Raw genomic sequence first — 15457 nt, forward strand, 5'->3', positions numbered from 1 at the left:
CGCGCACCCGACTCACGACGCGGGCTGCTCCACCTTCGTGTCCGTCTTGCCGTCGACGGCGGCCGACAGCTGCGGCACGAGCCGCTCGACGACGTAGCGCAGGCTCAGGACCGTGCCCATGGACAGGGCGTTGCCGTAGTCGCCGGTCTCGTTGACGTAGACCTCGCGGCCCTCCTTCACCACACCGAGGTCCTTGTAGGAGGCGTCCTTGTGCAGCTTGGCGGCGTCCTTGACGACATCGCCGACCTGCCACACGAGGGCGTCCTGGTCTAGGAGGTCGACGCGCTCCTTGCTGATGTTGGCGCCGAACTGGTCGCCGATCACCTTGTCGAGGTCGGCGGGGAGCGAGAAGCCGAGGTCGGTGAGGAGGTGCGAGCGCGGGTCCTGGCTGCCGAAGACGAACATGCCCTCGTACGGGGTGGCCATGACGGCGCTCTTCCCCTTGAACTCGGGGTGCTCCTCGACGGCCGCCGCGATCTCCTCCTCGGTCTCCTCGACGACCTTCGCGGCCTCCTCGGACTTGCCGAGCGCCTTGCCGATCGTCTCCGTCTGCTCCTGCCACGGCACGCCGTAGTCGTTGTACTTCTTCGGCTGCGCGACCACGGGCGCGAACTTCGACAGCGACTCGTACTGCTCCTTGGTGAGTCCGCTGTACACCGCGAGGATCAGGTCGGGCTTGAGTGCGGCGATCTTCTCGACCTGCGGGCCGGTGCCGGTGTCCTTGAGGACGGTCGGGGCCTCGGCGCCGCCGAGCTTGTCGGCGGCCCAGGGGCCGACGGCGCCCTTGTAGCCGCCGAGCCATTCGGTGGTGCCGACGGGGACGGTGCCGAGGGCGAGGACGGAGTCCTGGTCGGTGAGGCCGACGGTGACGATCCGCTTGGGCTCGGACTTGATCGTCGTACTGCCGTACTTGTGCGCGACGCTGACCGGGAAGGCGGCTCCCGCCTTCGCGCTGTCGTCCGACGGGTCGGCTGCTGTGTCGTCGTCGCCGCCACCGCAGGCCGTGGCGGTGGCGAGGAGCAGGGCGGCGGAGGCGAGCGAGGCGGCGAGCCGTGGCGCTCTATGTGAGCGGAACATCAGCGGTCCTTCGGTTCGGGTTCCTGTGAAGCGGTACGTGTGGGGGTCAACGAGGTCGGACGAGGGCCGGGGGCGCCGGTGGAGGGTGTGGCGGTGGCATCCGTGGTGGTGGCCCGGGTGTCCGACCATGCCGTCCACAGGGCCGCGTACGGGCCCCGGGCGGCGCGGAGTTCGTCGTGGGTGCCGGTCTCGACGATCCGGCCCGCGTCCATGACGACGACCCGGTCGGCGGCCGCCGCCTGGCCGAGGCGGTGGGCGACGATCAGCGCGGTACGGCCGTCCACCGCACGCGCGACCGCCTTCTCCAGGGCGCGGGCGCCGGAGCTGCCCGCCTCGGCGGTGGCCTCGTCGAGGATCACCAGGGGCGGGTCGGCGAGGATCAGCCGGGCGAGCGCGAGGGCCTGGGTCCGCTCGCCGCTCAGCCGGTGGCCACCGTCGCCGACGACCGTGGCGAGACCGTCGGGCAGGGCCTCCGCCCAGGCGAGTGCGTCCACTCGGTCGAGCGCGGCCCGCAGTTCGTCGTCGGTGGCGTCGGGCCTGGCCAGCCGCAGGTCGTCGGCGAGGGGGCCGGCGAAGACATGGGTCTCCTGGGTGATCAGCGCGATCGTGCGGTCGCCGGCGGAGCCGAGTTCGGTGGGCGGTACGCCGCCGATCAGGACCGTGCCGGTGGTGGGCGGCTGGATGCCGGCGACGAGCCTGGCCAGCGTCGTCTTCCCGGCCCCGCTGGCGCCCACGAGGGCCACGCGCTCGCCGTGGCGGATCGTCAGGTCGATGTCCTGCAGGACGGGGTGGCCGGGCTGGTAGGCGTGACCGAGTCCGCGCAGGGTGACCTCGACGCCGCCCGCCCGCACGGTGTGTCGTACGTCGGGGACCGGGGGCGCCGGGATGTCGGTGACGCCGACGAGGCGGGCGAGGCCCGCCGTGGCCGACTGGGCGTCGTCGAGGAGGGCGAGGGCCGCGTTGACGGGGCCGAACAGGCTGTGGAAGTACAGGGCGGCGGCGGTCGCCGTACCGATGCTCGCCGACCCTTCACGGACCAGCCAGTATCCGGTGCCCAGGACGGCGGCGAGGCCGATGTACTCGGCGATGTGCAGTCGGCTGTAGAAGCCGAGGACGAGCCGCACCCCGCGCATGGTCAGCGCCACCACCGACCAGGAGCGCTCGGTGACCCGCTCGGTGTGCTCCCGCTCCAGCCGGAACGCCCGTACGGTCGAACCGCCGCCGACGGTGTCGAGGAGCTGTTGCTGCTGGGCGCCCGCCGCCACGCGCTGTTCGGCGTAGAGGGGGATGGCCCGGGCGACGTACCAGCGTGCCGTGGCCGCCTGTACGGGCACGGCGAGCAGGGCCGCCAGCAGGAACCGCCAGTCGAGCAGCGCCATGGCCCCGAGGGTGAGGACGATCGTGAGCAGCGAACGGCCGAGGGCGGGCAGGGCGTTGCGTACGGCGTCGGCGATGAGGGACACGTCGGCGGTGACGCGGGCGGTCAGATCGCCGGCGCCGGCCTTCTCGACGCGGTCCAGCGGCAGGGCGAGCGCGCGCTCGACGAACCGTTCGCGCAGCCGGGCCAGCGTCGTCTCGCCCAGCCGGGCGATCAGGGACAGTCCGAAGCCGGCGCTGACGCCCTGCGCCACGGCGACGGCCACGAGCAGCGCCGCGGTGGTGGTGACGGCGTCGTCGGACGCCCGGTCGGCGGCCATGTCCACGATCCGGCCCAGCAGCGGCTGCAGCAGCAGGCCGACGGCCGTCGAGCCGACCATGACGGCGAACGCGCCCAGCGCCGACTTCCTTTGTGGGCGCAGTAGTTCGGCGACTGCGGCGCGGGTGCGGGCCGGGGTGGCGACGGGGAGGAGGTCGGGGGCTGGGCGCGATTCCGTGCCTACGTGTTCCGTGCCTGCCTGCGCGCGCGTGTCGGTCATGCGAGCACCGCCGTACGGTAGGCCGCGCACTCGTGGACGAGTTCCTCGTGCTGACCGGTCGCCGTGACGTGGCCGTCTTCCAAGAAGACGACCCGGTTGGTGACGGCGAGGAGGGCGGGGCTGTTGGTGACCAGGAGGGTGGTGCGGCCGCTCCGGAGGTCCCTGATCCCGTCGGCGACACGGGCCTCCGTGACGGCGTCGACGGCCGTGGCCGGCTCGTGGAGGACCAGGACCGGCGGGTCGGCGGCCAGGGCCCGGGCCAGGGCGACACGCTGCCGTTGGCCTCCGGAGAGGGAACGTCCACGGGCGGTGACCGGTGTGTCGAGGCCGCCGGGGAGCGCGCGAACGACCTCGTCGGTGCCGGAGGCGGTCAGCGCGGCGGGCACGAGAGTCAGGGCGCCGACCGCCGCCGTCACGTTCTCCAGGACCGTCCCCTCGAACAGGTCGGCGTCGTGCTCGGCGACGAGGATCGCCGCGCGCACCTCACTGAGCCCGAGTGCGGTCAGCTCCGTTCCGTCCAGTTCCACGGTCCCGGCGTCCGGTTCGGCGCGGCGGCCGAGGCAGCGGAGGAGGGCCGTGGCGTCGGCGGGGTCCGTGGTGGCGAGGCCGACGGTCTCGCCGGGGGCGATGTCGACGTCGACGCCGCGCAGGGTGCCGTAGGACAGGGTGCGCAGGCGCAGCCGTCCCTCGACTGCGCGTGGGGTGGTGGTGTCGGCGGGTGCCGGGCCCGGGGGTACGGCGGCGGGCGCGTCCAGGATCTCGGCGATCCGGGCGGCGGAGGCGCGACCCTGGGCCAACTCGGTGTTGACCCAGGCGAATTCGGTGAGGGGGCCGATGAGGAAGAGGGCGAGGCCGACGGAGGAGACGAGTTCGCCGAGGCCGATGTCGCCCTGTGCGGCGAGGTGTCCGCCGACGAGGGCGACCAGGGCTAGGAAGACGCCGGTGAGGATGGTGACGACGCCGTTCTGCCAGGCTTCGGCGCGGGCCGCGCGCAGGGTGGCGGACAGGGAGTCCTGGCTGACGCGCCGGTAGCGGGCGACGGCGGCCGTCTCGGCGCCGATGCCCTTGAGGACGCGGAGTCCGGCGACGAGGTCGGCGGCGACGCCCGAGGCCCGGGCCGCGCGTTCCTGTTCCGTTTCGCTGCGCCGCTCCAGGGGCTTGCTCAGCAGATGCCCCAGCCACAGCAGCAGCGGGGTGCCCAGCAGGACGAGCAGGCCGAGGGCGAGGGAGACCCGCAGCAGCGCGACCGCGCTGACGACCAGGCCGGCCGCCGCGGCGAAGGCCACGATGACGGCCATGGCGACGGCGCCGACCCGCTTGGCGTCCTCGGTGGCGATGTTCGTCAACTCGCCCGGCAACCGGCCCTCGTCGGCGCCGCCCTCGGGGGCGAGGACCCGGCCGACGAGCGCGGTTCTGAGGTGGTGGGCGGCGGTGACGGAGGCGCGTTCGCCCGCGCGGGCGCTGAACCGGAAGCTGAAGGAGAGGCCGATGTAGACGGCGGCGAGGATGCCGAGCCAGAGGAGGAGGCCCGGGATGTCACCGTCCACGACTCCGCGTTCGACGGCCAGGCCGATGAGCACCGGTACGAGGGCCTCGCCCGTCTGGTGGCCCATTCCCAGCAGCGCGCCCAGCGCCACGTCACGACGCTGTCCGCCGACCGCGCGCCACAGGACGTACCGTCCCGGCGGGTCCGCTTTTCTCACGCATCCTCCGGACCGGTCTCGCCCCGCACAACAACCGTACAAGAACTTAGGTAAGGCTAACTACATTCGTCTTCTTCGACCAGTCCTGGAGTGAGGTGGATGCGCACCAACCGACCGCCGGGTCACGCCCCTTGAGAACACCGCAGGACCACTGATCAGCCGTCCCGCAGCCGCTGTCTCCCCCTAACGACCGGAAGGACCTCCTTCGTGCTCAGCACCAGGATCACCAACGTCAATGTCGTCACGATGGATCCGGCCCGCCCGACGGCCCATGAGGTCGGCATCTGGCAAGGACGCGTCGTCGGTCTGGACGAGGAGGTGGCGGGGCTGTCCGCGCGGCGGACCCTCGACCTCGGAGGGGCCACGGTGCTGCCGGGCTTCATCGACGCCCATGTGCACCTGGCGTGGGCCGGGTTGAAGGCCGAGGCGCCCGGCGTCGCGCCGAGCCGGCGGGCCGACGACGTGCTCCGCGTGGTGGCCGAGGCGGTGGCGAAGGCACCCATGGGCGGCTGGATCGACTTCGGCGGCTACGACCAGCGCACCCTCGACCGCCCCCTCACCGCCGTCGACCTGGACACGGTCAGCGACGGCCGCAAGGTGTACCTGGGCCATATCTCGGGCCACGCCTGCCTGGTCAACTCGGCGGTCCTGAAGGGACTTCCCGCCGAAGTGATAAGCCCCGACGGCTTCCTCGCGGAGGGCGCGATGGGAGCCGCGCTGAAGACCCGGCCGCCGCACTCCGTCAGCGCACTCGCGGCGGCGGTCGAGCGGGCCGCGCGGGAGTGCCGCTCCGAGGGCGTCACGGGCGTCGCCGAGGCCGGGGTCGGCGGCCGGCTCTTCCGGCACAGCCCCATCGAGGTCGCCGCCTTCCAACTGGCCCACGAGTCCGGCCGACTGCCGCTGCGCGTCCAGCTCATGGTGGCGTCCGACGCGCTCCACCCGGTCGAGGCGACCGCCGAGGACACCACGAGCCGGGCCATCGACCTCGGCCTGCGCACGGGCTTCGGCGACGGCGCGCTCTCCCTGGGCTCCCTCAAGGTCTTCACGGACGGCGGCATGATGGCTCGTACGGCGGCCCTGACCAGCCCGTATCTCGGCACCGACGGCTCCGGTCAGCTCATGGACGAGGCGGAGGTGCTTCAGGACACCATCGTCGCGGGGCATCTGGCGGGCTGGCAGCTCGCGGTGCACGCGATCGGGGACCGGGCGCTCGATGTCGCCCTGGACGCGTTCGAGAAGGCGCAGAAGCTGAGCCCGCGCCCGGAGGCCCGCCACCGGGTCGAGCACGCGGGCCTGGTCCGCCCGGACCAACTGCCCCGGCTGGCCGCCCTCGGCATCACGGTCGTCATCCAGCCGAGCTTCCTGCGCCACTACGGCGACGACTACGCCACGGTGATGGGCGAGGACCGGGCGGGCTGGCTGTACCGGGGCCGGGCATTCCTCGACCACGGCGTCCGGGTCGTGGGCAGCTCGGACCGCCCGGTCGCGAACGGGGCGCCGCTGCGGGCGATCCAGTTCATGGTGGAGCGGGCCTCGGAGTCCGGCCGGATCATCGGCCCCGGCGAGGAACTCACCGTGGAACAGGGCCTGCACGCCTACACCGTCGAGGCCGCCCGCGCCTGCCACTGGGACACCGACGCGGGCAGCGTCAGTCCCGGCAAGCGCGCCGACCTCGTGGTTCTCGGGGACGATCCGCGCCGGGTGGACGTGTCACGGATCGGGGAGATCGAAGTGGTCCGTACGTTCCTGGAGGGCGACGACGAGTTCTGAGAGTCCGAGGTCCGTCCCGCCGAAGGCTCTTCGCGGCGGGACGGACCTGGTGGCTCAGTCCGGTGCGGGGCGGTTCGGTATGGACCGCAGGAAGTCGGCCGACGGGACGAAGAACAGGGTGCCCGTGACGGCCCGTGAGTAGTCCAGGATCGGGTCGTGGCCGGTCGGCGGCTCGCCGAGGAACATCTTGCGCAGCATCGCCTCGGGCACCTCGGGGTCACGGGCGTAGGCGATGAAGTACGTGCCGAACTCACCGTGCCCCGGCCTGCCGAAGGGCATGGCGGCGCGCAGTATGCGCTGCTCGTTCCCGTCGGGTCCGATGAGCGTGTTCACGTCGACGTGGGAACCGGGCACGTCCAGTTCGAGGTTGGTGAGTTTGGTGCGGCCGATCACCTTCTCCTGGGCCTCGACGGCCAGGGCCTCCCAGGAGTCCACGTCGTGCAGGTACTTCTGCACGACGGCGTACGTGCCGCCCCGGAAGTCCGGGTCCTCGTCGCCGACCAGCACGGCGTCGGCGGCCACCCGCCCGACCGGGTTCTCGGTGCCGTCGACGAAGCCGAGGAGGTTGCGGGAGTCGAAGTACGCGAAGGCCTGGACCTCGTCCTCCACTCCGGCCGCGCCGCGCAGTTGCCGCATGATCTCCGCGGCGAGCGCGAAGCACAGGTCCACCCGGGCCGCCCGGATGTGGAAGAGCAGGTCACCGGGGGTGGACACGGCCCGGTGCCGTGGTCCGTCGAGCTCCCGGAAGGGGTGCAGCCCGGTCGGGCGCGGCGTGCCGAAGAGCCGGTCCCAGGCCTCGGCGCCCACCCCCGCGACGCAGCCCAGCGCGCCGTCGGGGCTGGAGAACCCCACGGCCCGCTCAAGCCCCGCGAGCCCCGACAGCACACCGCGGGCCGCCTGCTCGCCGCCCGGGGCGACGGTGACGACGAGGAACAGCGCGGCGGGTGTCAACGGGCTCAGCATCGGCTGCGGCAGTACGTCGTCCGACGGGACCGGCAGCACCATGGGCTCCCCCTTCGTACAGCACGCGTGCACCGCACGCGTGTGAACCACTTGCTCAGAGCACGACATGGACGGCCCCCGCAGCCCCCCGGCGCACACGACTCCGTTGTCGGGCACCACACACGCGGCCGGGCTCCGCCCTCAACACCATGCCCGGTCGAGGCGGGGAAGATACCCGCGAGATCCGGCTCCGCAGTAGGCTCCGGAGCATGCGGATCTCCGTTTCCTCGGACATGGCCGAACCCGTGGCCCGCCTCCTTGTCGAGGAGTTGCGCGAGCGCGGTCACGAGGTGCTGCCGCACGGGGCGCTGCGTCCCGGCGCCGACCCCCAGTGGGCCGTGTGCTCGGAGGCCGCGGCGCGCGAGGTCGCGGCCGGGACGTCGGACCAGGCGGTCGTGTGCTGCTGGACCGGCACGGGGGCGTCGATCGCCGCGAACAAGGTGCCGGGCGTACGGGCGGCCCTGTGCGCGGACGCGTACACGGCGGACGGCGCGCGGCGCTGGAACGACGCCAATGTGCTGGCCCTGAGTCTGCGGCTGACCTCGGAGCCGCTGCTCAAGGAGATCCTCGACGCCTGGTTCGCGGCCGAGGCGAGCGAGGACGCCGAGGACCGGGAGAACGTGGCCCGTGTCGAGCGGCTCGACGCCCGGCCGCCTCAGTAGGTGCCGTCACCGCACATGGCTCGCCGGGACAGCGTCGACAGCGCCGCGTCGATGGGGTGAGGCTGCGGCTGCCCCGAGGAGTCCGGCTTGTTCCACCTCATGAGGTTGATCGCGACGGACATCTGGCGCTTGCCGTCGGCCCGGGTGAAGGACGTCGTTCCGGCTCCCCAGACCGTGCCGTCGTGGCCCCAGAAGGTGCCGCACCCCGGGATGTCGAGCCTGTGCAGGCCCAGGCCGTAGTCGATCGTCGTTCCGTCCAGGGCGACGACCGGGCCCGTGCGCTGCATCTGCGCCAGCGACGACCGGTCGACGATCCCGCCGTCGAGCAGCTTGGCGTAGAAGCGGTTGAGGTCCTCCATGGTCGACACCAGACCGGCCCCGGTCATCACCCAGGACATGTTGTAGACGCTGTAGTCGCGCGGCGGGTCGATCAGGCCGTACAGGGCCTCGTACATCCGCGAGTGCGGTCCCTCGATGCGTGCCCCGTCCGGAAACCCGGTGTGCCGGAGCCCGGCCCGCTCGATGACGTTCCGGGTGATGTACTCCTCGGCCGTGGTACCGGTCACCCGCTCCAGAAGTTGGCCGAGGAGCAGGTAGTTGGTGTTGGAGTACACCCCCGGAGTGGCTCCGGGCTCGCCTGCGGGAGTCGCCGCGAGGCCCATCTCGATCAGTTCGGCCGGGCGGAACTGCCTGAACCGGTTGTCGTCGATGCTCTTGGCCGAGACGCCCGGCCCGGCGGGGAGTCCCTGGAGGGACGGGAAGGCGTAGGGGAGGTAGTCGGGGATGCCGCTGGTGTGGTCGAGCAGCATCCGCACGGTGATCTTCCTGCCGCGCTCCCCCGGCACCAGGTGCGGCAGATGGTCGCCGATCGGTGCGTCGAGCCGGACCCGGCCCCGCTCGACCTGTTGCAGGATCGCGGCGGCGGTGAAGGTCTTGGTGATGCTGCCGACGCGCTGCCGCATGTCTGGCCTGACGGGGCGGCCGGTACTGACGTCGGCGACCCCGGAGGCGCCGCGCCAGGTGCGGCCGGTATCGCGCACCTCGGCGAACACGCCCGGCATCCCCGCGCGGTGGAGCCCGTCCAGGGCGGACTTCAGCCGCGAGGGATCGAGGCCGGTGGACGTGCTCGTACTGTCCCTCGTCCCGTCGGACGCGGGGGCTGCCGCCACCGTGCCCGCACCCACACTCAGCGCGGTGACGCTCGCGCACAGCACCAGTCGGATCTTCATGACGTCTGCCCTTCCATGAGGGATATGGATGAAGGCGACGGGGGCTCTCCCCGTGCCGTTCGCCGTGGTCGACTCACTCGGCCAGGGCGCGGCGCAGCGCGGCCGTGAGTTCGGCGATCTGTCGCTGTGACACCTCGGCGGACTGGATCGCCAGCGATCCGTGGAACGTGCCGGGCCACTGGTGCAGCTCGACGGACACACCGGCCTGCAGCAGGCGCACCGCGTAGGCGAGGTCCTCGTCGCGGTTCGGGTCGAACTCCGCGGTGGCGATGTAGGCGGCCGGCAGGCCGGACAGGTCGGCGGCCCGTGCGGGGGCGGCGTACGGGGTGGCGGGCGCGGAGCCCAGGTAGTGCCGCCACGACGCGGCGACGATGTCGCGGTTGTTCCAGGGCGTGTCGGTGAAGTTCCGTTGCGACCATGTGTCCTGGCGGTCGTCGAGGGAAGCCTCGTTGAGCAGCTGGAAGTGGATCGGCGGCCCCTGCTCGTCGCGGGCCCGCAGTGCCAGCGAGGCCGCGAGTCCCCCGCCGGCGCTGTGGCCGCCGACCGCGATCCGTGCCGGGTCGATGCCGAGTTCGGCCGCGTGTTCGGCCGTCCAGGTCAGTACGGCGTAGGCGTCGTCCAGGGCGGCGGGGAACCGGTCCTCGGGGGCCAGTCGGTAGCCCACCGAGATCACCACGGCCTTGGAGTCGTCCGCGATCCAACCGGCCCACGCGTGTTCGGTGTCCAGGTCCCCCATGACCCGTCCGCCGCCGTGCAGCCAGACGATGGCCCCCTGGGCCTGGCACGGACGGTAGATCCGCACCGGCACGTCCGGATCGGCGGGCACCGTACGGTCCTCGATCTCCATGTCCCCGCCGTGCGGTGCAGGCCTCGCCGCGGCCAGCTCGGCGTAGGTCTTGCGCGCGGCGACCGGGTCGCTCAGGTCTTCCTTGGGAAGCAGCGGGACGAACGCTTCGAGTTCGGGATGCATGACGGCCATCCTCACGGCCGTCGGCCGAGGTGGTCACCCGCCGTCCGTCGCGCATCCCGCCCGGATCGCGCGCCGATCGGCGCCTCTCCTGCCCGCCGTGCGGGCCCTATCCTCCTGACATGGAGGCCCTCGCCGAACGACTGTCGCAACTGGACTCGCAAGCCGGAGGCGCGATCCGTGTCGTCGCGTTCTACGACGCGCTGATGCGCCGGCGCGTGGATCTCCCGGCGCTCGCCCGGGCCTCGGCTGGCCTGGCCGAGTGCGTGGCCGGGTTCCGGCTCCACGGCACCGGGCGGGCGGTCCGCGTCGCGTCCGACGGCAGGGAGGCGTCCGCCCCACCGTCACCGGCGTCCAGCACGGCACCGATCACGCTCGACGAGGAGGAGATCGGCGCGGTGTGGCTGGAGCGGCCCGGCCCGCCGAGTCCGCTGGACGAAGTGCTCCTCGACCGGTTCGCCATCGCCGCCGGGGTAGCCGTCGAGCGGTACGGCCCGGCCCGCACCACCATGGCCGACCCCGCCCTCGTCGAACTGGCGATCAGCTCCGACAGCGACGAGGCGGCCCGAGCACGGGCGTTACGGCTCCTGGGGTTCACCGCACACCTGCCGGTCCACGTCGCCGCCGTACGCTCGCCACTGCCGCTCGACCGGATCGGCGGCCTGCTCTGCCCGACCCGCCCGGTGAAGGCGGCACCGCTCGCCGACGTCGGCGTCGTCCTGGCCACCACCATCGACCTGTCCCGGCTACCGGCGGGCGTCCGCGCGGGCATCGGCGCCGCCGACAGCCCCGACCGCTCCTGGCGGCAGGCCCGCACCGCCCTCCGCTTCACCACCCCGCGCGAACCCGTCGTCCGCCACGCCGACCTGGGCGCGCTGGCGCTCCTGGCCGAGATACCCCAGGACTCCGCACGCGACAACGCCGACGTGGCGGCCCTGGCCCGCATCGCCGACAGCCCGGAAGACCTGGAGACCCTGGACGCCTACTGCGCCACCCGCTCCCTGCGCCGGGCCGCCGACCTCCTCCACCTCCACCACAGCAGCGTCGCCCGCCGACTCGAACAGCTCGGCAAGACCCTGGACATCGAACTCACCGACCCCACCGGCCTGACACGGGCGAGGCTCGCCCTCACCACATGGCGGCTGCTCGACGACTGAGCACGACTCAGGGGCGGGTGAAGACCGGCCCGGCCCAGTCCGGCGGTTCCGGTACGTCCGGTGATGTCGAGGCCGAGGGGCTCGGCCGGGGTCGCACATGGCCCGCCGCCAAGGTGCCCGTCGTGCCGGCTATGCGCAGGGCGCCCACGAAGTCCAGGCAGGAGTCGTAGCGGTCGTCCGGCGTCTTGGCCAGCGCCTTCGACAGGACCTCGCCCACGGCGGCCGGCAGGTCGGGCCGACGTTCCGTCAGCGAGGGCGGTTGGTCGTACTGGTGGGCCCACAGCAGGGCCATGTCGTCGTCCCGCTGGAAGGGCGGCCGTCCGGCGAGCGTCTCATGGACGACACAGGCGAGGCTGTAGACGTCGCAGCGCCCGTCGACGGGCTTGCCCGAGATCTGTTCCGGCGCCACATAGTCCAAAGTGCCCACGAACTGGCCCACGCTCGTGAATCCGGTCAGGGACAGGGACTTCTTCGTCAGGCCGAAGTCGGTGAGGTAGACGTGCTCGGGGTGGTCGCTGTCCGTGCCCTGGGCGACCAGGATGTTGCCGGGTTTGACGTCCCGGTGCACCAGCCCGTGGTCGTGCGCGGCGTCCAGCGCGGAGGCGACCTGCACGGCGATCCGGGTCGCGACCGCCAGGGACAACGGGCCCTCCCGGTCCAGAAGATGACGCAGATCGCTCCCGGCGACGTACCGCATGGCGATGTAGAGGACGCCGTCCGTCTCGCCCGCCTCGAAGACCGGCACGATGTGCGGGTGGTCGATCGCCGCGGCCACCCTCGACTCATGGGTGAAGCGGCGCCGGAAGGTGTCGTTGCGGGCCAGCTCCGGGGCCAGCAGCTTCAGCGCGACGGTCCGCTCCAGGCGCAAATCCTTCGCCTGGTACACCACGGCCATGCCACCGCGGCCGATCTCGCGTTCGATGCGATAGCCCGCGATCTGCCGCCCCACGAGTTCGGACGGGCGTCCCGAGTACGGTTGCGTCTCACCCATCGGGTGTCACCGGCGGGACCAGACGGGTCGGTTCGTGATCGCGACCGGCGGTTCCATGGACCGGTTCCCCCACGACCCTGGTCGGCTCCGGATCCACGGCAGCCGCCTTTTCCGCCCCGGGCGCGGAACCCTCGCCCGGCTGCCGCGACACGGCGTACGTGCTGAGCCGCGCCCCGTCGCAGTACACCCACCGCTCATGTGCCGTGTCGTACAGCCACAGCGACTCCCCGTCGACGACGACCCCGATCCGCAGCCCCCTGGTGAGGTCGTGGAAGGACTCCCCGTCGAGGCGTCCGCCCGCCAGGTCCTCCGCCGCGGCCCGGTAGCGCGCGAGGGCCTCCTCCACGCGGGTGAGCAGGGGGCGTGGGTCGGCCGTGCGGGCGGGTGCCGCGCCCGCGGCGGGCGGGCCCTGGGGTACGGCGACCAGGAGGCGGCCGTCGACCCACGCGGACCAGCCGTTGGCGCACAGGACGTGGCCCCAGTCGCCGCGGTGTTCGAGGAGCTGGACGGGGAGCAGCGCGTCGAGGGGCACGGTGGGGCGGGACGGGTCGGGGGCCTCCCAGGCGGGCAGGCCGTCCGGCGGGACGACATGCGTGGGGTGGAATCCGGGGGTCGTCATCGCGGCTACTTCCGCATCACCGCGGGTTCGTGGCGGCGCAGGAGGCGGGCGACGACGTATCCGCAGACGAGCGAGAGCACGAGAAGCATCCCCATGCTCAGCAGCCAGACGTCCGCCGAGTGTTCGAACAGCGGGTCCGTCTTGTCGGGGACGATCCGGGTGAGGTCGATCGTGGACGCCATCGCGGCGAAGGCCCAGCGCGAGGGCACCAGCCAGGCCAGCTGCTCCAGGACGACCGTGCCCTGCACATCCAGCAGCGCTCCGCAGAACACCACTTGGACGATCGCGAGGAGCACCAGCAGCGGCATGGTCACCTCTTCCTTGCGGACGAGGGCGGAGACGAGGAGGCCGAGCATCATCGCGGTGAAGGCGAGCAGCGCCACGGCGACCGTGATCTCGACGAGCGGCGGCATGAGCACGCCTTCGCCGCCGGGGGCGCCGAGGTCGACGCCGAGCAGGGCGACCAGGGTGAGGACGACGGCCTGGAGGACGGTGATGGTGCCGAGGACGACGACCTTGGACATCAGATACGCGGATCTGGACAGGCCGACGGCGCGTTCGCGCTGGTAGATGACCCGTTCCTTGACGAGTTCACGGACGGCGTTGGCCGCGCCGGTCAGGACGCCGCCGACGCACAGGATGAGCAGCGCGTTCATGGCCGTCTCGCGGTCCAGGCGGCTGCCGGCGAGGGCCCTCGCCATCGCGCCCATCACGAACGGCAGCGCGATCATGATGGCGAGGAAGGTGCGGTCGGCGCCGAGCGCGGCCGCGTAGCGGCGGATCAGGGTGCCGAGCTGGGATCCCCAGCTCTGGGCCTTGGCCGGCGGCCCCACGGCGATCCGGGCGCCCTCGGGCAGGTACGGCAGCCCCATGGACGCGACGACGTAGTGCTGGTGGAACGGCGAGTCCCGGTACTCCCCCGCCCAGTCCCGTTCCCTGTCTCGTTCGAACGCTTCGAAGGCTTCCGGCCATTGTTCGAAGCCGAAGAACGCGAGGGCGTCGTCGGGTGGCCCGTAGTAGGCGACCTTGCCGCCGGGTGCGAGGACGAGGAGGCGGTCGCAGACGTCGAGGCTGAGGACGCTGTGGGTGACGACGATGACCGTACGGCCGTCGTCGGCGAGGCCGCGCAGCATGTGCATCACCGAGCGGTCCATGCCGGGGTCGAGGCCTGAGGTCGGCTCGTCGAGGAAGAGCAGGGACGGTTTCGTGAGGAGTTCCAGGGCGACGCTGACGCGCTTGCGCTGGCCGCCGGAGAGGCTGTGGATGGGCTGGTCGGCCCGCTGTTCCAGGCCCAGCTCGCGGATCACCTCGTCGACCCGCGCCTGTCGCTCGGACTTCGCGGTGTCCTGCGGGAAGCGCAGTTCGGCGGCGTACACGAGGGCTCTGCGGACGGTCAGCTGGGCGTGCAGGATGTCGTCCTGCGGGACCAGGCCGATGCGCTGGCGCAGCTCGGCGTAGTCGTGGTAGAGGTCGCGGCCGTCGTAGAGGACCGTGCCGCTGTCCGCGGGCCGCTGCCCGGTGAGGGCGTTCAGCAGAGTCGATTTCCCGGCGCCGCTGGGGCCGACGACGGCGAGGAGGCATTTTTCGCCGACCGGAAACGCCACCTTGTCGAGCAGCGTCTTCCGGCCGCGGTCGACGGCGACGGTGAGGTCCTGGACGTCGAGGGAGACCTCACCGGTGTCGACGTACTCCTGGAGCTCGTCGCCGACCAGGCAGAACGCGGAGTGGCCGATGCCGACGATGTCACCGGAGGTGATCCGCGCCTCGTCGACGGGTCGGCCGTTGAGGAAGGTGCCGTTGTGGCTGCCGAGGTCGACGATCTCGTACGTGCCGTCCGGGCGGGCCCGCAGCTCGGCGTGCCGACGCGAGACGCCGAGGTCGTCGATGACCAGGTCGTTGTCGGTGGCGCGGCCGATGCGGACGGTCCGCCGGGGCAGCGGGCGCACGCTGGTCGGCTGTCGGAAGGTGCCGGTGGAGGCGGGGTGGAAGACGCCGGAGGGGCGTTCGGGCGCGAGCCCGGTGAGCACGGCCCGGGGGCCGTCGTCGAGGCTGCCGAAGCGGATGACGCTGCCCGGCCCGACGTCCCACTCGTGGACGCGGTGGCCGTCGGCGAACGTGCCGTTGGTGCTGTTCTCGTCCTCCAGCGTCCAGTGGTCGGCGTGGGCTCTGAGGACGGCGTGGTGCCAGGAGACCCGGTCGTCGTCGAGGACTATGTCGCTGAGCGGATCGCGGCCGACGTGGTACTCCTGGCTCGGGGCCATCACGGTGGAGCCCGAGTCGGTTTCCAGCACGAGTTCGGGCGCGGTCGGCGCGAGGGAGCGCTCTGCCATGCTCAGAATTCTACCGATCTGTCCATATAGGCGC

General features: G+C 72.3%; 12 protein-coding genes. 3 read left to right on the top strand and 9 right to left on the bottom strand.

What is annotated here, in order from left to right; all coding sequences use genetic code 11:
- Window positions 1–12: 12 nt before the first annotated feature.
- From SGFS_RS02855 to SGFS_RS02865, 3 genes are read right to left on the bottom strand one after another with little or no spacing between them, the layout of a single operon-like run.
- Window positions 13–1077, bottom strand: coding sequence for an iron-siderophore ABC transporter substrate-binding protein (locus SGFS_RS02855; protein WP_286247350.1), 1065 nt, complete (start codon window positions 1075–1077; stop codon window positions 13–15).
- Window positions 1077–2993: an ABC transporter ATP-binding protein gene (locus SGFS_RS02860; protein WP_286247352.1), complete on the bottom strand. Its 1917-nt coding sequence runs from the start codon at window positions 2991–2993 to the stop codon at window positions 1077–1079. Before SGFS_RS02860 ends, SGFS_RS02855 begins: the two co-directional genes overlap by 1 nt.
- Window positions 2990–4696: an ABC transporter ATP-binding protein gene (locus SGFS_RS02865; protein ID WP_286247353.1), complete on the bottom strand. Its 1707-nt coding sequence runs from the start codon at window positions 4694–4696 to the stop codon at window positions 2990–2992. Before SGFS_RS02865 ends, SGFS_RS02860 begins: the two co-directional genes overlap by 4 nt.
- A gap of 207 nt (window positions 4697–4903) precedes the next feature.
- On the opposite strand from SGFS_RS02865, the gene SGFS_RS02870 reads away from it, so the two are divergent.
- On the top strand, window positions 4904–6466 hold the full coding sequence (locus tag SGFS_RS02870; protein WP_286247354.1) for an amidohydrolase: 1563 nt from the start codon (window positions 4904–4906) through the stop codon (window positions 6464–6466).
- A 54-nt stretch (window positions 6467–6520) separates the two neighbouring features.
- On the opposite strand, the gene SGFS_RS02875 is transcribed toward SGFS_RS02870, so the two are convergent.
- Complete coding sequence (locus SGFS_RS02875; protein WP_286247355.1) at window positions 6521–7471, bottom strand: Dyp-type peroxidase; 951 nt, start codon at window positions 7469–7471, stop codon at window positions 6521–6523.
- Between the two features lie 206 nt (window positions 7472–7677).
- Between SGFS_RS02875 and SGFS_RS02880 the strand changes: the two genes are divergently transcribed.
- Window positions 7678–8130: an RpiB/LacA/LacB family sugar-phosphate isomerase gene (locus tag SGFS_RS02880; RefSeq protein ID WP_286247356.1), complete on the top strand. Its 453-nt coding sequence runs from the start codon at window positions 7678–7680 to the stop codon at window positions 8128–8130.
- Here SGFS_RS02880 and SGFS_RS02885 read toward each other — a convergent pair.
- Together SGFS_RS02885 and SGFS_RS02890 are read right to left on the bottom strand one after the other, a co-directional pair.
- Entirely contained in the window at window positions 8124–9359 is a 1236-nt protein-coding gene (locus SGFS_RS02885) for a serine hydrolase domain-containing protein (protein WP_434026067.1), read from the bottom strand. The genes SGFS_RS02880 and SGFS_RS02885 overlap by 7 nt on opposite strands.
- Before the next feature lie 73 nt (window positions 9360–9432).
- Entirely contained in the window at window positions 9433–10329 is an 897-nt protein-coding gene (locus SGFS_RS02890; protein WP_286247358.1) for an alpha/beta hydrolase, read from the bottom strand.
- A 119-nt stretch (window positions 10330–10448) separates the two neighbouring features.
- Between SGFS_RS02890 and SGFS_RS02895 the strand changes: the two genes are divergently transcribed.
- On the top strand, window positions 10449–11483 hold the full coding sequence (locus SGFS_RS02895) for a helix-turn-helix domain-containing protein (RefSeq protein ID WP_286247359.1): 1035 nt from the start codon (window positions 10449–10451) through the stop codon (window positions 11481–11483).
- 7 nt (window positions 11484–11490) lie between these two features.
- Here the strand turns inward: SGFS_RS02895 and SGFS_RS02900 are convergent, their stop codons facing one another.
- The 3 genes from SGFS_RS02900 to SGFS_RS02910 are packed head-to-tail and all read right to left on the bottom strand — an operon-like array spanning window position 11491 to window position 15423.
- The gene (locus SGFS_RS02900) at window positions 11491–12474 is read right to left on the bottom strand and encodes a serine/threonine-protein kinase (protein WP_286247360.1); all 984 of its coding nucleotides are present in this window, start codon (window positions 12472–12474) and stop codon (window positions 11491–11493) included.
- Window positions 12467–13093, bottom strand: a complete 627-nt coding sequence (locus SGFS_RS02905; protein WP_286247361.1) for a hypothetical protein — start codon at window positions 13091–13093, stop codon at window positions 12467–12469. Before SGFS_RS02905 ends, SGFS_RS02900 begins: the two co-directional genes overlap by 8 nt.
- 5 nt (window positions 13094–13098) lie before the next feature.
- Window positions 13099–15423 carry an ABC transporter ATP-binding protein/permease gene (locus tag SGFS_RS02910; RefSeq protein WP_286247362.1) on the bottom strand — a complete coding sequence of 775 codons (2325 nt, stop codon included), beginning with the start codon at window positions 15421–15423 and terminating at the stop codon, window positions 13099–13101.
- Between the last annotated feature and the right edge of the window lie 34 nt (window positions 15424–15457).

Source organism: Streptomyces graminofaciens (assembly GCF_030294945.1).
GTDB classification, from domain to species: Bacteria; Actinomycetota; Actinomycetes; order Streptomycetales; family Streptomycetaceae; genus Streptomyces; species Streptomyces graminofaciens.